The 15,395-nt window shown below is 58.3% G+C and carries 17 protein-coding genes and 1 tRNA gene; 10 read left to right on the top strand and 8 right to left on the bottom strand.

Features of this window, described 5'->3' with window-relative positions:
• Positions 1–2: 2 nt before the first annotated feature.
• The 7 genes from ACH2ED_RS21265 to ACH2ED_RS21235 form a co-directional block, all read right to left on the bottom strand.
• Complete coding sequence (locus tag ACH2ED_RS21265; RefSeq protein ID WP_395094737.1) at positions 3–779, bottom strand: PspA/IM30 family protein; 777 nt, start codon at positions 777–779, stop codon at positions 3–5.
• Positions 780–940: 161 nt separating this feature from the next.
• On the bottom strand, positions 941–1,195 hold the full coding sequence (locus ACH2ED_RS21260; protein ID WP_395094736.1) for a hypothetical protein: 255 nt from the start codon (positions 1,193–1,195) through the stop codon (positions 941–943).
• The gene (locus tag ACH2ED_RS21255) at positions 1,192–1,749 is read right to left on the bottom strand and encodes a sigma-70 family RNA polymerase sigma factor (protein WP_395094735.1); all 558 of its coding nucleotides are present in this window, start codon (positions 1,747–1,749) and stop codon (positions 1,192–1,194) included. The genes ACH2ED_RS21260 and ACH2ED_RS21255 overlap by 4 nt, the downstream gene beginning before the upstream one ends.
• Before the next feature lie 545 nt (positions 1,750–2,294).
• A tRNA-Phe gene (locus tag ACH2ED_RS21250) sits at positions 2,295–2,367 on the bottom strand.
• 68 nt (positions 2,368–2,435) lie between these two features.
• The gene (locus tag ACH2ED_RS21245) at positions 2,436–3,827 is read right to left on the bottom strand and encodes an Nramp family divalent metal transporter (protein ID WP_395094734.1); all 1,392 of its coding nucleotides are present in this window, start codon (positions 3,825–3,827) and stop codon (positions 2,436–2,438) included.
• A complete protein-coding gene (locus ACH2ED_RS21240; RefSeq protein WP_395094733.1) occupies positions 3,824–4,513 on the bottom strand; it encodes a transporter in 690 nt (229 codons plus the stop codon). Before ACH2ED_RS21240 ends, ACH2ED_RS21245 begins: the two co-directional genes overlap by 4 nt.
• A gap of 102 nt (positions 4,514–4,615) precedes the next feature.
• On the bottom strand, positions 4,616–5,050 hold the full coding sequence (locus ACH2ED_RS21235; protein ID WP_395094732.1) for a metal-dependent transcriptional regulator: 435 nt from the start codon (positions 5,048–5,050) through the stop codon (positions 4,616–4,618).
• Positions 5,051–5,123: 73 nt separating this feature from the next.
• On the opposite strand from ACH2ED_RS21235, the gene ACH2ED_RS21230 reads away from it, so the two are divergent.
• The 6 genes from ACH2ED_RS21230 to gap all read left to right on the top strand — a co-directional run bounded on the left by ACH2ED_RS21230 (position 5,124) and on the right by gap (position 11,522).
• Complete coding sequence (locus ACH2ED_RS21230) at positions 5,124–5,507, top strand: response regulator transcription factor (protein WP_395094731.1); 384 nt, start codon at positions 5,124–5,126, stop codon at positions 5,505–5,507.
• Positions 5,508–5,515: 8 nt separating this feature from the next.
• Positions 5,516–5,851 (top strand): response regulator, encoded by a 336-nt coding sequence (locus tag ACH2ED_RS21225; RefSeq protein WP_395094730.1) that lies wholly within the window; start codon positions 5,516–5,518, stop codon positions 5,849–5,851.
• 4 nt (positions 5,852–5,855) lie between these two features.
• Positions 5,856–7,550, top strand: coding sequence for a glycoside hydrolase family 36 protein (locus tag ACH2ED_RS21220; protein ID WP_395094729.1), 1,695 nt, complete (start codon positions 5,856–5,858; stop codon positions 7,548–7,550).
• Positions 7,551–7,556: 6 nt separating this feature from the next.
• Positions 7,557–7,991 (top strand): hypothetical protein, encoded by a 435-nt coding sequence (locus ACH2ED_RS21215; RefSeq protein ID WP_395094728.1) that lies wholly within the window; start codon positions 7,557–7,559, stop codon positions 7,989–7,991.
• A 148-nt stretch (positions 7,992–8,139) separates the two neighbouring features.
• Positions 8,140–10,380, top strand: coding sequence for a beta-galactosidase (locus tag ACH2ED_RS21210; protein ID WP_395094727.1), 2,241 nt, complete (start codon positions 8,140–8,142; stop codon positions 10,378–10,380).
• Between the two features lie 122 nt (positions 10,381–10,502).
• Entirely contained in the window at positions 10,503–11,522 is a 1,020-nt protein-coding gene (gap, locus tag ACH2ED_RS21205; protein ID WP_395094726.1) for a type I glyceraldehyde-3-phosphate dehydrogenase, read from the top strand.
• Between the two features lie 54 nt (positions 11,523–11,576).
• Here gap and ACH2ED_RS21200 read toward each other — a convergent pair whose 3' ends face one another.
• Entirely contained in the window at positions 11,577–12,095 is a 519-nt protein-coding gene (locus tag ACH2ED_RS21200) for a DUF4240 domain-containing protein (protein WP_395094725.1), read from the bottom strand.
• Between the two features lie 86 nt (positions 12,096–12,181).
• Here ACH2ED_RS21200 and ACH2ED_RS21195 point away from each other — a divergent pair, with 86 nt between their 5' ends.
• The 4 genes from ACH2ED_RS21195 to ACH2ED_RS21180 all read left to right on the top strand — a co-directional run bounded on the left by ACH2ED_RS21195 (position 12,182) and on the right by ACH2ED_RS21180 (position 15,230).
• Positions 12,182–12,952: a sulfite exporter TauE/SafE family protein gene (locus ACH2ED_RS21195; RefSeq protein WP_395094724.1), complete on the top strand. Its 771-nt coding sequence runs from the start codon at positions 12,182–12,184 to the stop codon at positions 12,950–12,952.
• 59 nt (positions 12,953–13,011) lie between these two features.
• Entirely contained in the window at positions 13,012–13,536 is a 525-nt protein-coding gene (locus ACH2ED_RS21190) for a rhodanese-like domain-containing protein (RefSeq protein WP_395094723.1), read from the top strand.
• 6 nt (positions 13,537–13,542) lie between these two features.
• Positions 13,543–14,904 (top strand): rhodanese-like domain-containing protein, encoded by a 1,362-nt coding sequence (locus ACH2ED_RS21185; protein WP_395094722.1) that lies wholly within the window; start codon positions 13,543–13,545, stop codon positions 14,902–14,904.
• A gap of 197 nt (positions 14,905–15,101) precedes the next feature.
• Positions 15,102–15,230 (top strand): hypothetical protein, encoded by a 129-nt coding sequence (locus tag ACH2ED_RS21180; RefSeq protein ID WP_395094721.1) that lies wholly within the window; start codon positions 15,102–15,104, stop codon positions 15,228–15,230.
• Positions 15,231–15,395: the final 165 nt, after the last annotated feature.

Raw genomic sequence — 15,395 nt, 5'->3', positions numbered from 1 at the left:
AACTAGCTGCCCGTGCTGGCGCTACCGCCGCTGCCGCCGACTTTTTGCTCCAGTCGGGCCAGCTCGGCCTCGATCTCGTTGGTGGGTGCGGCGACGCTCTGGGTGATCGGAGCGGCGAGACCGAGCCGGGCCTCCAGCGCTTCTAGCTCGCTTTGAGCGACGACATCCGACTCACTCACCTCAAGCTGACGCAGACGGCTCTCGACATTGGTCTGGCCTAGCTCATTCATTGCCTTGGCTTCGTTAAGCTTGGTATTAATCTTAGTTTTCGCATTGGCGAAGGCATTGTTGCTGTCTTCCCAGCTTCCCATGCCCTGGAGCTGCTTCTCCATCTCAGACTGAATCTGGGCTTGCTTCCACTTTGCTTTGAGTGCCAGCGCCTCAGCAGTCTTCTGGCGAATCTGCTCTTCCTCACGCTTGATGGCAATCTTGACCTGCTCTGAGGTTTCGATCGCCTGTATCAGTGTTTCTTTAGCACTGACCAGGCTCTGCTCATAGCTCTGCTTCTCTTTGAGAAGCTGTAGCGCAAGCTCACGGTCACCACGTTTGAGGGCAAACTCAGCCTTAGCTTGTAAGTTGTCTACGGTTTTCTGAAGGTCATCCACTTGATTCTGGAGGTTGTTCTTCGCCGTGATGGCCATCACCGCACGCTCACGGTTACGTGCATGCATCTCCGTCATCTGACGTTTAGCGTCATCCAGAAGAACCTCGGGGTTTTCAAGAACATCAAGACCTCTACCGAACCAGGACCTGATCAGGGCCATAAATCGCTTCCACATGGCTTTTAACTCTCTCCTAAGCGCACTTGCTTACGGTGCGTATTCTGTACTGGTTATCCGACACCGGTAAGGCGCTTCCGGTTGCATGTGAAATTATACCAGACAGATATTTCTAAACTTCGGTACAAAGTTGCCCATGCCTTAGGTTGACCTGGGTTTCCTTAGGTTTCCTTGCGCTCCACCTGTTCCCAGGCAACTTCGATCTTGTTCCAGCGCTCGTCCGAAAGACGGAGAGGCTCACCCGTGGACACTCCCAGTGTGTGGATACGCTCTCGGATAGTCTGGAGTCCGCTCAGAGCACTGCTACAGTGGGGACAGCGCCGAGCGTGATTTTCTGCATACCAGCGTGCCAGCCCCGTCAGAGAACCGTCGGAGAGCGCCGAGAGAAGTGTCTTCATGTGCGGGCAGGGTGTCATGCCAGCCCCCTTTCCTTTCCCCAGTCCTGGAGCCGCTCCGCAAGCTGGAAACGTGCACGGGCCAGCCGGGAGCGCACCGTTCCCAAGGGGACCCCCAAGCGCTCCGCCGCCTCCTGATAGCTCAGATCCTGTATATCCACTAGAATCACAGTCAGACGCAATGCATCCGGTAGAGATGCTAGCGCCCGGTCCAGTGCCTCATCCAGCGTGCCCTCCAGAAGCGCCACATCGGCTCCCTCAGCACGTGTCGCCTCCGGCCCGATCTCCCCCCCCGCAGTGACATCATCCACAGTCACTCCAGCGCTCCATTTTTTCTCGCGCCGCCACTCATTGATAAAGTGATTGGTGAGGATACGCGCCAACCAAGCGCAGGGATTCCCTCCCGCAATAAACTTGCCCGCACGGAAGGCCTCGTAGCCACGCACCAAGGCTTCCTGCACCAAATCCAGAACCCGGTCATCGTCGCCGCGAACCAGCCGTCGTGCACAGGCAATCAAGCTCGTCTCACACCGGCGGGCCACATGGGCATAGTCTTCGCGAAGAGAAGAAGTCATAATATGAGCTAACAATTCGCCACAACTAAAAAGTTCCCTGCGAGAGCTCGCCCAACCGCAATTTCTCTTCCATCTCCCGGTGACAGTTCGCGCAAAGCAGATCACACTTCTCTGCCTCCGCCAGCACCACATCCCAGCGCCGTAAGAGATTGGATTTAGAAAGTTCAAACACTTTCGTTTTGGGATCACGATGATGGAACTCCAGCGCAGCAATGCACTTTTTATAGCCACATACCCGGCACTCTCCTCCCCTAAGCTCAACCAACCGCGTCTTCCGATCTTTTCTTTCGCGGGATTGATACCGCCAAAATTTCTCCGTCTGGGAGGAAGAGGGGCGTTTAGGCTTAGTTAAGTCTCGCGTATTGTGCCCCCCAAAAGGCGAGCAGACCAGGCAGAACCTTCGATTTGAAAGATTACGAACTCTCCCATCAATCATCTTGAGGCTTGGTATTGTATTCCCACAAACGCAAACAGGTGTTCTCATAAACCAAATGATACCCTAAAAACAAAAGAACCTCTCCAAGATGAAGAGGTTTTTTCTTAGGTGCCGCCTACCGGACTTGAACCAGTGACACATGGATTTTCAGTCCATTGCTCTACCAACTGAGCTAAGGCGGCATGCCCATTACCTTCTCAAAAGGTAAGGTGCGAGGGAAAGTTTATCATAGCTCGGTCTGCTTTGCAAGCTAGTTTTTCTCTTTATAGCCCCAGCGAACCCATGCGGCGAAAGCCGCAATTCCGACAACTCCAACCCCAACCCCGAGCGGTCCGATCTGGGGGGTATCCCAGAGGAGCTTGATATTTAGCCCCGCGATAAGCGTACAGACCACCAGCCCCGCAAGCTTCAGCCAGAGCGGATTGACGTGCTCCCCCATGCGCTTCCTATCGGAGGTGAAGGCGAGCAAGGGGAAGATGGCAAACGAGAGTTGCATCGAGAGAACCACCTGCGAGAAGATGAGCAGGCGCACGGTATCTTTCCCACCACTTGCTGCAATGAGCACCATAGCGGGGACAATTGCCAGCATCCGCGTGATCAGCCGTCGTAGCCACGGAGCGATGCGCAAGTTGAGGAAGCCCTCCATCACGATCTGTCCGGCCAGCGTTCCGGTGATGGTCGAGGACTGCCCGCTGGCGAGAAGCGCAACGGCAAAGGCTGTAGCAGCAGCCCCACCGAGCATTGGCTTCAGGAGCTCATGCGCCTCTTCCAGACCCGCGACCTCGAATTTTCCATTGGCATGGAAAGCGGCGGCAGCAACAATTAAGATCGCAGCATTGACGAAAAAAGCCATGCCGAGCGCCACGACAGTATCTATGGTGGCGAAGCGCAGGGCATGGCGCAGGCCCGCAGGGGTCTTTTCGTAGGCACGGGTCTGGACGATTGAGGAGTGTAGGTAGAGATTATGGGGCATAACGGTCGCGCCAAGAATCCCGAGTGAGATGAACAGCGCTTCTTTATCCGGAAGCTGTGGAGTGACCAAGCCCCGTGCTACCCCCCCCCAGTCGGGATGTGCATAGAAGAGCTGGAGCGCGAAGCAGAGGGCAATCGTGCCAACGAGAGTGACTACCAGTGCCTCGACCTTTCGAAAGCCAAAGCGCATCAAACCAAGCAGGATCAGAACATCCAGCCCCGTGATGAGCACTCCCCAGAGCAGTGGCACCCCCAGCAGTAAGTTGAGCGCAACCGCACTCCCAATCACCTCAGCGAGATCGCAGGCAATAATCGCCACTTCGCAGAGTAGCCAGAGCGCAATAGCGGCGGGCTTTTTGTAGTAGTCGCGACAGGCCTGTGCCAGGTCTTTTTCCGTGACAAGTCCGAGGCGCACACAGAGGGTCTGTAGCAAGATCGCCATCAGATTACTCGCCAGAATTACCCAGAGCAGCGCATAGCCGTACTTCGCCCCACCCGCAATATCGGTACCCCAGTTGCCCGGATCCATGTAGCCCACACTCACCAAATAGCCTGGCCCGGCAAAGGCAAGTAGCCGCCGCCAAGGGTGAGCCTTCTTTGGAACAGCAACCGTCCGATAGGCTTCTGAAAGAGAAGGAAGTGGCTTGTCCTCTGTAGGTGAACTGATCATCGAGTCCCTCCAAACCGAACACTGTAGCCTGCGGCAAGAAAAGAGTGGGGGGCTTGCCGGTTCAGGCCGACTCCAAAATGAATATCCCACTGTGTATTTGAATCAGGCTGGAACGTCACGCCACTATGCAACTGATAGGCAGGCAAAATACTGTCTCCCAGATCCGTAACGGCTTCTGTAAAAAGGGCATATCTTTTTGCAAGAGATATTCCGTAGGAAATTGTATGCTGAATGCGCCTCTGCCTCTTCCCTTCTTCCTGAGGAACGAGAAAATAGAGCATCCCACTCAGACTTCGCTCGCCTGCAAGACTCTGTGCCCATACCAGCTTTATCTCTGGCTGAGTGGCCTCACTTTGAATGCCCACTTTTCCAGCGGGGACAAAAAGAGCAGGGATTAGCGCTAGTTCCGTCCTATTCCGAAGCGAAGGCAGAGGAAGTTTGAGCCCGAGATAGGCATCACCAAAGCCACTGATCCGCGCCGCTTTCCCTCCTCCAGTTCGCTCAAAACCCGGTAAGCCGATACGTCCCTCTACCCCATTTGCAGCACCAAAGCGCAGGAGAGTTTCCGGCAGAGCGAGCAAGTGCATTCCGAGACGCTGATTTGTAAAAGTAAAGCCGCTTTCGAGCTGCAGTTTCCCTTTGGGAACGAGGCGATTGGATTCTGTAAAGTCGGGGCGGTCTGTCACGATCGTCTCCTGAGCAGAACTTGAGGCAGGAAAGATTGCAATTATTGCGATTATCCCTAGAAGATTTCCGTCCAAAAAATATCTCTTCATTTCTTCATTTCTTCATTGCGTTTCTGGCTCCGGGATCGGGGAGCCGTGGGGACAGGTCGTTGGGTGATTGAGAAATATGGCTAAGCGCTCCTCAAACTCCTCGGAGATCACATGCTCCAGACGCTCGGCCTCCTGGTGGGCACCGTCGGGAGAGAATCCGAGCGTGTCGGTGAGAAAGCGCTCTAGGAGCCGGTGATGGCGTGAGAGTTCCCGCGCCAGCCGCTCGCCCCGCTCGGTGAGACGGGCACCTTTGTGAGGAGTGTAGTCCACCAAACCATCGCGCTCCATTCCCTGGAGCATCTTCGTGACAAAGGCACGAGAGGTTCCCGTGCGCACCGCAATCGCGGAAGGGGCCGCAGGCGAGGTCGTTCCCTGAAGCGTGTGAATCGCCTTCAGCATGTCGCCTGTCGCTTTCCCGAGGTATTTTTCTCTTTCAAAATTAACCATGGTTAAATTAACTCAGGTGAATTCTACCACTACCTAAAGCACTTCGCCATAATTTTCGGTACAATTAGTTTCCATGTCTCAGCCTTCTATAACGAACTCCATTATGGTGGTCGAAGACGACCCCAATATTCTGCGTCAGATCGAGTTTAATCTCCGGAGCCACGGCTACACGGTCGTGACAGCGATCTCGGGGGTGGACGCCTTGCGCCAGATGCTCCTGCAACGCCCGAGCCTCCTGATCACCGATATCATGATGCCCGACATGGACGGTTACGAGCTCGTGGCCGCGCTTCGACGCGACCAGCTCTTGGGCGACTTGCCGGTGATCATGCTGACGGCGCGCACCAGCGAAGACGATATGGTGCAGGGCTACACCAGCGGCACGGATCTCTATCTGACCAAACCCTTCGACCCGGCGGAGCTCATTGCTTTTGTCGAGCGCATTCTTCCCGCCTGATTCTTTCTATGAACAAGCGTATTCTTGCCGTAGACGACGACGAAAGTATCCGCCGCATCCTCCAGGTAAACCTTGAGCGGGGGGGCTACACGGTAGAGACAGCGGAAAGCGGTGCCAGCGCACTGCCTCTACTCCTTCAAAATCACTACGACCTGCTGATCTCTGATGTCATGATGCCGGAGCTCCGCAAGCTGCCCGTGATCCTGCTCACGGCGCAGTCCAGCGAGGGCGACATCACGCGCGCCTACGTGAAGGGCACCGATCTGTACCTGACCAAGCCCTTCGATCCCAATGAGCTGCGCACCTGGGTGGGCCGCATGCTCGCGGAGACTCAGGAAGACTAGCCCGGTGCTGCTTGAACGCCTCAAAGCCAGCACGGCGCACGCCCCCACGGGCCTGACCCTGACACGGGCCTGGCACGGGAGCTTCTGCCGCGCGACTCTCTGTAATCCCACCGCAGCAGCTATCACCGTCCCCGAAGTAGTTCTCTTTGATATTGCCCACGGCTTGCCGGGCAGCACGCCCCTCTACGCCGAGGCGTTTCAAATGCTCAGCCAGCTTGCGGGTACCTTGGAAATGCCAACCGATGTGGGCCTCTACCCGGACCGCGCACACTACAAGATCCCCGAGCCCGATGGCCTACGCACGGGCTACGGGATGCTCACGCTCGCGCCAGAATACCAGGAACGCGTGCTACTCGGCTTTACTTCCTGCCAACGCTTTATCGGACGCCTTAGCTTCGATGCAACGCGCTTACGTCTCTCGCTCGACACGGAAAATAAAACACTTGCCCCCGGCGAGCACTGGGAGCTAGAGGAGTTCCTCGCCATTTCTGGCACCGACCGCGAGGCGCTTTTCGACAAGCTCACGCGCTCCATCGCCAAGCACCACCCACAGCTCACGCACACACCCGTCCCGACTGGCTGGTGCTCGTGGTACTGCTTTGGGCCTGAGGTCACCGATAAGAACATCTACGACAACTTGGAGTGGGCCGCAAAGAACCTGCCGAGCTTGCGCTACATTCAAATAGACGACGGCTACCAGCCGCACATGGGCGACTGGCTAAACACAGGCGAGGCATTTGGCGGCAGTGTCCAGACCGTGCTCAAAGCCATCGCGCAGAAGGGCTTTGAGCCCGCACTCTGGGTCGCGCCGTTTATTGCAGAGGAGCGGTCACAACTCTTTTCTGAGCACTCGGACTGGTTTATCAAAGACGAGACTGGCGCTCCACTGCCATCCAACAAGATCGGCTTTGGCGGCTGGCGCAGGGGGCCGTGGTACTGCCTCGATGGCACCAACCCCGCTGTCCAAAAGCACCTCGAAGCGCTCTTCCGCACGCTCAACCGCGATTGGGGCGTGACGTACTTCAAGCTCGACGCCAACTACTGGGGCGCGATCCACGGCGGCCACCACTTCGATAAAAATGCCACCCGCATCGAGGCGTATCGGCGCGGCATGGAGGCCATTCTCCGAGGCGCAGGCAAAAACAGCATCATTCTGGGCTGCAACCACCCGATCTGGCCGTCGCTGGGGCTTATTCACGGCTCGCGCTCGTCCAACGATATTGACCGCTCCTGGGACTCGTTCACCAAGACGGGTCGTGAGAACCTCTACCGGGGCTGGCAGAACGGGCGCTTCTGGTGGAACGACCCGGACTGTATTCTCCTCACGGGCAGCCAGCCCGAAAACGAGTTCGTCTTCCACGCCACCCTGCTCTACGCCACCGGCGGGATGCTACTCTCCGGCGACGATCTCACCCAGCTCTCCCCCGAGCGCCTGGCGATGCTGAAGAAAATGCTCCCCGCCACAGGTGTCTGCGCCCGCTTCGCCGACGAAAACTTCACGGTCGGGGAGCTCAAGCTACGCGGTAAAACCCGCTGGGCACTCTTCAACTGGTCGGATGCTCCCGTCTCCCACACCATTACGCTCGCCAAACCCGCCCATCTCACCGATGTCTGGAGCGACGAGGATTTAGGAATGCACGGCGGTAGCTACACCGTCGAGCTTCCGGGGCGCAGTGCGCGGCTGATTGAAGCGCGGTAGCTCACCATGCAAGCCCAACGGCAAAAGCCCACTCCAAAGCAGCGCCTCAGTGCCGGAGAGATTGTCATTGCAGTACTGAATCTACTTATCGCAGGGGTGATGGGATGGAATGCTTACGCCATGCTCTCGCTCTTACTATTAACCCACAGCTGGAAAGAGTACCTTCTCGTCGGTGGCATGGTTCTTATGAGCATCGGCACAGGCATCACTACTCTTTTACTTTTTTCACAACAAAAGCGACTCGCCTTCTATACACAATCTCTAGCGCTGATCTCCTCATCTGTGCTCACTCTCTATCTTTTCATAACCTTATTTCCCCCCATCCTCGTAAGGAATTCAGACCTCTCTATTGTTATTCCTATCTTGGGGGGAGCATTATTCCTAACACTGTTACTAGCTTGGTTTGCCTGGTTACTCAAGCGCATGGACGGGAGTGAGTAGCCTCTGCAATGGGGCATGCCCTCCTCTCGGAGCGCAAGCCGTGCACGAGCAAAGCACCCCCTAACCCCCGCCCGGCGGGGGGAATACAAGGAATCGTTTTTTTATTTGTCCCCCCGTTGGACGGGGGCTAGGGGGTAAAATGAGGGCCATGAAGCACGCAAAGCACACGTTTGAGATCGGGGAGAAGGACTTCCTTATAGATGGGAAGCCCACGGTTCTGCGCTGCGGCGAGATGCACTACTGCCGCATCCCGCGCCCCTACTGGAGGCACCGCTTGCAGATGCTGAGGGCCATGGGCTGCAACATGGTCGCCACCTACGACTTCTGGAACCTCCACGAGCCCACGCCCGGACGCTGGAACTTTGCGGGGATGGCTGATCTCGCCGCATTTATCAAGCTCGCCCAAGCCGAGGGTCTCTGGGTCATGCTGCGCCCCGGCCCCTATGTCTGCGCCGAGTGGGAGCTGGGCGGGATTCCCTGGTGGCTGCTCAAAGTGCAAGACATTAAGCTCCGCACGCAAGACCCGCGCTACATGGCCGCAGTCTCACGCTACGTCACGCGGCTTGCGGCAGAAGTGCGGAGCCTGCTTGTCACCAACGGCGGGCCGGTTTTAATGGTGCAGGTCGAGAACGAGTACGGCAGCTACGGCAAGGACAAAGAGTATATTTTAGCCATCAAGAAGCTCTGGGAGCGCGCCGGGATAAATGTGCCTTTGTTCACCGCCGACGGCCCCAGCCAGCTCTGGAACGGCTCGCGCACGGATACTTTCTGCGGTGTCAATGGCGGGGTCGGCTCGCTGAAAGAGCTGCGCCGCTTCCGCCCCAGCGGCCCGCTGATCATCACCGAGTACTACCCTGGCTGGCTCTCGCACTGGGGCGAGCCGTTCCCGAAAGTGGGAACGCCGGGCATTGTGCGCGATGTGACCACGATGCTCAACGAGCGCACATCGTTTAACCTCTATGTCGCCCACGGCGGCACGAGCTTCGGGCTGTGGGCGGGAGCCAACTTCCCCAAGTTCGCCCCCGACACCACAAGCTACGACTACAACGCCCCGATCCCGGAGGCAGGTGGTGTGACGGAGAAGTTTCTCGCCATTCGTGAGGCAATCGGCAAGGCGACCGGCGAGACACTCTCGCCCATACCTGCTCCGATCCCTACGATCACGCTGCCTCGGATTCGCTTCGAGGAGTCTGCACGCGTTCTGGAGCACCTGCCCAAGCCGATCTTGGACAGCAAGCCGCGCACGATGGAGAGCTACAACTGCGGCCTCGGGGCGATTCTTTACCGCACCATGCTCCCCCCCGGCGAGGCGGCAACGCTCACGATCAGCGGCGTCCACGACGGCGCACAAGTCACGGTCGGCGGCGAGCGGCTCGGGACGTTAGATCGGCGCAATGGCGAGAGCCACACGCTCTCCGTTCCGCCACGCATTGACTCACGCCCGCTCGATATTCTAGTTGAGGCACTGGGCCGCATCAACTACGGCAGTGGCTTGCACGATCGCAAGGGCATCGCTGGCGATGTGCTCCTCGACGGCAAACTACTGACTGCTCCGTGGCAGGTCTTTCCGCTCCCGCTCGAAGCCGCACCGACGGGGCTTCGCTATCAGCTGCAGGACTACAATGGCCCCAGCTACTACCGCGCCTCTTTTGCGGTCACTCAAACCGGCGACACGTACTTGGACATGCGGAGCTGGCGCAAGGGCATGGTCTGGGTGAACGGGCAGCATTTAGGGCGCTACTGGAATATCGGCCCCCAACAAACCCTCTACTGCCCCGGCTGCTGGCTGAGGCAAGGTGTCAATGAGATCATTGTCCTTGCCTGGGAAGCGCCGCGCCAAGCCGCTCTCTCTGGCCTCACCGAGACCATCCTCGACGACCTGCGCCCCGATGCCCTGCCCGGACAGCCCCACCGCAAGCGTGGGCAGAACCTGAGCCTGGTCTCGCTTGCCCCCGCCTGGGAAGGCACGCTCCCCGACGGCGGCGCGCTCCAGACGATTGTGTTTGCTGCTCCCGTTCCGGGCCGCTATCTGTGTTTAGAGAGCCTCTCGAACTACAAAGGCGATGCCTTCGCCACGCTCGCAGAGCTGACGGTGCTGGGAGAAAATGGTAAGCCGCTCCGGGCACGCGTGATCTATGCCAGCAGCGAGGAGAGCGGTTCGGAGGACGGAAAGTCGGACAATGCGGTGGATGGTAACCCCAGCACGCACTGGCACACGGCCTACTCCAGCGGTGAGCAGAACCACCCACATCACTTGGTCGTGGACATTGGAAGTGAGCAAAACATCACGGGTGTGAAGCTCCTGCCCCGCCAAGGCGAGCCTGCGCCCAATGGCCGGATCAAGAACGCCCGCATCTTCGTGCGCCGAGATGCGTTTCCAGGGATTTAAGACAGTCTGCCTTGCGTCTAAACGTCAAAACGGGTATCCTCTTTGATTGGCGGAAACGTCGCGCCAATGATGCCCGAGACGCTGCCGCACATCTAATCGTTTTCGATTTGTGAGGAAAAAAAATGGCAGTACGTGTTGGCATCAACGGCTTCGGGCGCATCGGGCGTCTGACCTTCCGCGCCATCTATGAGAAATATGGGCTGAACGGCGACGTTCAAATTGTGGCGATCAACGACCTGACGGACGCGCTCACAAACGCCCACCTCCTGAAGTACGACTCCAACTACGGCCCCTTCAAGGGTACCGTTGGCTACGAAGGCACCGATCTTGTGGTGGATGGTCAGAAGATCCAGGTCTTCGCGGAGCGCGATCCCGCCGCGATTCCCTGGAGCACCGAGAATGTGGATATCGTGGTCGAGTCCACCGGATTCTTCACCGATGCCACCAAGGCCGTGGCGCACAAGACGGGCACGGTCAAGAAAGTCGTGATCTCCGCGCCCGCCAAGAACGAGGACTTAACCATCGTGCTCGGTGTGAATGAGCACATGTACGACCCGGCCAAGCACCACGTGATCTCCAACGCGAGCTGCACCACCAACGGCCTCGCACCGGTTGCTAAAGTGCTGCACGAGACATTTGGAATCGAGAAGGGCCTACTCACCACGATCCACGCCTACACCAACTCCCAGAAGACCGTGGACACCGCCACCAAAGACCTGCGCGATGCCCGCGCCGCCGCAATGAACATCGTTCCGAGCTCCACGGGCGCGGCTCGCGCCGTCGGCCTGGTCATCCCCGAGCTTCAGGGCAAGTTCACCGGCATGGCCTTCCGCGTCCCCACCCCTACGGTCTCCGTCGTGGACTTCACTGCGCTGCTCTCCAAGGACGCCCCCGTTGCCGACATCAACGCCGCAATGAAGGCCGCCGCTGCGACCCCTGGCTTCCAGGGAATCCTCCAGTACAACGATGAGCCGCTGGTCTCCACTGACCTCAAGGGCAACCCGCACAGCTCGATCTTCAGCGCGATTGACACCATCGGGCTGGGTAGCTTCGTCAAGGTAGTTGCCTGGTACGATAACGAGTGGGGCTACTCCAACCGCCTCGCCGACCTGCTCAACTTCCTTGAGGACAAGGGCCTGTAGGCACTTCGCCTACCAAAACCCCAAAAGGCCCCGCTTCGGCGGGGCCTTTTTGATTTACCAGAGTTTCTCGAAGAGGCGCGGGTAGAGACGGGCGAGGCCTTCTTCGTCCTCTTCGTCCCACTCCGCGGGGCCAGGGTCGGAGTTGGGGGTACTGGGAAAGGGGTTGTCTGTTTCTAGATCATCCCAGTCTTTGTTGTGGCGCTTGAGCCAGACTTCGATGGCGATAGAGAGCAGGTCTTCTTGTTCGCAGTCTTCCTCTTCGGCGATCTCAGCGAGGGAGTCGGGGTTGGCGAGAGCGGCTTCGTAGGTGGCTTGCCCGCGCCCGATCAGCCAGGCACGGAAGTAGTCGAAGCAATCGTCGGAGCAGCCCCCGTTGATGATATAGGCCGCCCCCCACAGATTCATGCGGTAAGTCGGGGCATAGAGCGTATCAAAGTGCGTGTGAAAGGCGATCAGCTCACCGTCGGGGAGCGTGCGTAGGTGCGCTTCGATTGCCTCTGACTGGGCATCAGGGTCGTTATCGGTGGCGAGACGCGCCGTCTCGATAATCTGCCAAAATTCATCACGATTCATGCCGATAAACTCCCAGATAAGCGCTGATTACGGAAAATATCTTTGAATCCTTTCTCCGTCTTGCGCCCTCTGCGACTGCAGAAACTATGGAAATCTTAGGATACGCGGCGGCAGTTATTATTGGGATCACACTGGGCCTGATGGGTGGCGGAGGCTCAATCCTCACGGTTCCGGTTCTGGTCTATCTCTTTGGCGAGTCGGCCTCAAAAGCGACGGGTGACTCGCTCTTTATTGTCGGGGTGACGGCGGCACTCGGTGCGGCGCTGATGGCACGGCGTGGGCTGGTAGACGTCCTAGCGGCAGTGCGCTTTACCCTTCCCGCGTTTGTAACCGTCTGGCTGACGCGCCACTTCCTGCTCCCCGCTATCCCCGAGAGGCTGGGAATGATCTCTCGCGACACAGCGCTGTTAGTGCTCTTCGCGGCTCTCATGCTCGCCACGGCAGTCTCGATGCTCCGAAAGCGCAAAGAAGCATCGCAAGATGAAAAAGCGGGGTCGCTGACGCTCCCCGCGCTGGTCGTCGGTGTCGTCACAGGGCTTGTTGGTGCCGGTGGCGGTTTTCTCATCGTCCCCGCGCTCACGCTCGCCGCAAAGCTCCCGATCAAGCGGGCCGTGGGAACATCGCTGGCAATTATCGCCGCCAACTCCCTCTTTGGCTTCTTCTCCGATACTAAAGTTCGCAGTGAGGCAAGCTGGGGATTTTTGCTGACGCTCACGGCGCTCGCGGTAGTGGGCATGGGAATCGGAGTGCTGCTCTCAAAGCGAATTCCGGGCGAGAAGCTCCGCCCCACGTTTGGAATCTTTCTGCTCCTAATGGGTATCTACATGGTAGCCCGCGAAATTTTTCGACATCTATGAATCCTTTAGTGAAAACAATGCCTCTATCTTGGTGAATACGAAACGAAAGAGTTATTTTTATGAGTACGCTTACCCTCTCCCCTTCCACCCTCAACGACCGCTTAACACACGGCGAGCGCTTTCAGCTCATAGATGTGCGGTCGCCGCAGGAGTATGCCGAGGGGCATATTCCTGGCGCCATGAACCTCCCTATGGAGCAAGCGGAGGCGCGCATTGACGATCTCCAGCGCCATGATCCTGTCGTGCTGATCTGCCAGAGTGGCACGCGTGCCAAGATGACCTGTGAGCTTCTCAAGGCCCACCACGACGATCTGATCGTGCTGGAAGGCGGAACCAAAGCCTGGATAGATGCCGTACTGCCCGTCGTGAAGACCGCCTCGACCCGGCTCTCACTCATGCGCCAAGTGCAGATGATTGCTGGAACCGCGCTCATGATCGCCACACCGCTGGCCTACTTTATCCATATCGGCTGGCTCTCCGTCCCCGCTCTCGTGGGTGTGGGTATCTTCGGGGCGGGGGCGACGGGCACCTGCGCCATGGCAACTCTCCTGGGGAAGATGCCCTGGAATCGGGCACGGAGCTAAACGATTATGTTCTTTCAACCCTACTACCTGGGCTGCCTTGCGCACGCCTCGTATCTCCTCGGGGGTGCGAACGGAGAAGCTGCCGTGATAGACCCGCGCCGGGATGTGGAGGAGTACATTGAGGACGCGAAAAACGCGGGCCTGAGTATTAGATATGTTATTGAAACCCACCTCCATGCCGACTTCGTGAGCGGCCACGTCGAGCTTGCCAAGCGCACTGGGGCGACGATTCTGCTGGGAGCCGATTCCGGAGCAAGCTTTTCCCACCAACCGATCTCGGGCGGTGAGACGATTCTGCTCGGTGATCTGACCCTGTCGTTTCTGGCGACACCAGGTCACACGCCTGAGGGCATTACGATTCTAGCCGAAGCAGCCGAGCAGCCCTCACGCCTCTTTACGGGAGACACGCTCTTTCTGGGGGATGTGGGGCGGCCCGATCTGGTTGGTGCCAAGGGCCTGACGAGCGAGCAGATGGCTTACATGCTCTACACATCGCTGCGGGAGAAGATCCTGCCCCTCGACGATGCTATTGAGGTCTGGCCTGCCCACGGCGCGGGCTCATCGTGCGGCAAGAATCTCTCCAATGATCGGGTGAGCACACTCGCGGTACAAAAAGCGGTGAATCTGCCGCTACGCCTTGCGATGAGTGGCGACGAAGCGGGTTTTATCGCCTACTCCGTCCAGGGACTGAGCGCCCCTCCCACCTACTTCTTCCACGATGCTGCCAAAAATAAAGAAGGAGGAGCCAGTGTGGGAGAGGTTCTGCGCCAGGCGCGTGCACTCACGCCGAGCGAGGTCGAGGAGCGCAGTGAAGACGGCGTGCTAGTGCTGGACACCCGCGCGACGGGCGCATTTAAAGCGGGGCATATTCCCGGTGCGATTGAGGTGCAGCTCGACGGCAACTTCGCTCCGTATGTCGGAGCCGTGCTTCCCCCTACCGCACCCGTGATCGTGGTCGCGGAGCCGGGCCGTGAGACAGAGGCGCTGACCCGCCTGATCCGGGTGGGCTACGAAAATCTGCTCGGCTGGCTCGATGGTGGCATGGAGAGCTGGAAGGCGGCGGGCGGCGAGCTTGCCAGAGCAACAACACTAGAACCTGGCAAGCTGAAAGCCCTACTCGAAGTCGGCGCAGCTCCGACCGTGCTAGATGTGCGAACGCTCGGTGAGTGGGAAGCGGGCCATATCGAGGGCGCCGTGCATATTCCCATTGCGGAGCTGAACCAGCGTATGGCAGAAATCCCCCAAGGGCCGCTCGCCGTTATCTGTGGCTCCGGCTATCGCTCCGCCATCGCCGTCTCACTGCTGTTGCGTCAGAGCCGCACCGATGTCGCCGATGTACCTGGTGGCTGGAAAGCCTACTGCGCGTGAGTCCCGAAGTCCCACCGCCGGTACGGGAGCGTGGGTGTATTTCGTGGATCAGGCGCACTCCAGCAAGTCGGCACTGCCATGAAAGTCCGCCTGGAGAACAACCAGAACGCTGAGAAAGTCAAGAGGTCAAGCTCGGCTGCGTGAGCGGCAAAGCGGCCTTTACAAAAGCCCCCGAGAAGTTTCTTGAAAAATAGACCATGATAAAAGTCGGCTCACCCGCTCCCAATCTCACCCTACAAACCCTCACAGGTGAGCTGCAATCCCTCCGTGAACTCTACGAGCGCAACCCGAAGACGCTTCTGGTCTTTCTGCGGCATCTGGGCTGACTGCCCTGCCGTGAGTATGTCGCGCAGTTGCGGGACAGAAAAACCGAATTTGATGCACGAGAAATCTCCATAGATAAGCGACCGAGGGGACTGTCTGCTTTAGCTGACAGGGGAATCGGCGACAGGTCTGCCGAAGGCTTCGGGGAAGCCGGATTAAACTCTTCA

It is taken from the genome of Armatimonas sp. (assembly GCF_043757465.1).
Classification (GTDB): Bacteria; Armatimonadota; Armatimonadia; order Armatimonadales; family Armatimonadaceae; genus Armatimonas.
Note: the sequence above shows the minus strand (reverse complement) of the source record. Positions and strands in the feature narration are given on the sequence as shown.

What these genes read in the sequence shown, in the direction of transcription:
- ACH2ED_RS21265 (WP_395094737.1), bottom strand. Translation starts at nt 779, where the DNA reads ATGTGGAAGCGATTTATGGCCCTGATCAGGTCCTGGTTCGGTAGAGGT.
- ACH2ED_RS21260 (WP_395094736.1), bottom strand. Translation starts at nt 1,195, where the DNA reads ATGACACCCTGCCCGCACATGAAGACACTTCTCTCGGCGCTCTCCGAC.
- ACH2ED_RS21255 (WP_395094735.1), bottom strand. Translation starts at nt 1,749, where the DNA reads ATGACTTCTTCTCTTCGCGAAGACTATGCCCATGTGGCCCGCCGGTGT.
- ACH2ED_RS21245 (WP_395094734.1), bottom strand. Translation starts at nt 3,827, where the DNA reads ATGATCAGTTCACCTACAGAGGACAAGCCACTTCCTTCTCTTTCAGAA.
- ACH2ED_RS21235 (WP_395094732.1), bottom strand. Translation starts at nt 5,050, where the DNA reads ATGGTTAATTTTGAAAGAGAAAAATACCTCGGGAAAGCGACAGGCGAC.
- ACH2ED_RS21230 (WP_395094731.1), top strand. Translation starts at nt 5,124, where the DNA reads ATGTCTCAGCCTTCTATAACGAACTCCATTATGGTGGTCGAAGACGAC.
- ACH2ED_RS21225 (WP_395094730.1), top strand. Translation starts at nt 5,516, where the DNA reads ATGAACAAGCGTATTCTTGCCGTAGACGACGACGAAAGTATCCGCCGC.
- ACH2ED_RS21215 (WP_395094728.1), top strand. Translation starts at nt 7,557, where the DNA reads ATGCAAGCCCAACGGCAAAAGCCCACTCCAAAGCAGCGCCTCAGTGCC.
- ACH2ED_RS21210 (WP_395094727.1), top strand. Translation starts at nt 8,140, where the DNA reads ATGAAGCACGCAAAGCACACGTTTGAGATCGGGGAGAAGGACTTCCTT.
- gap (WP_395094726.1), top strand. Translation starts at nt 10,503, where the DNA reads ATGGCAGTACGTGTTGGCATCAACGGCTTCGGGCGCATCGGGCGTCTG.
- ACH2ED_RS21200 (WP_395094725.1), bottom strand. Translation starts at nt 12,095, where the DNA reads ATGAATCGTGATGAATTTTGGCAGATTATCGAGACGGCGCGTCTCGCC.
- ACH2ED_RS21195 (WP_395094724.1), top strand. Translation starts at nt 12,182, where the DNA reads ATGGAAATCTTAGGATACGCGGCGGCAGTTATTATTGGGATCACACTG.
- ACH2ED_RS21190 (WP_395094723.1), top strand. Translation starts at nt 13,012, where the DNA reads ATGAGTACGCTTACCCTCTCCCCTTCCACCCTCAACGACCGCTTAACA.
- ACH2ED_RS21185 (WP_395094722.1), top strand. Translation starts at nt 13,543, where the DNA reads ATGTTCTTTCAACCCTACTACCTGGGCTGCCTTGCGCACGCCTCGTAT.
- ACH2ED_RS21180 (WP_395094721.1), top strand. Translation starts at nt 15,102, where the DNA reads ATGATAAAAGTCGGCTCACCCGCTCCCAATCTCACCCTACAAACCCTC.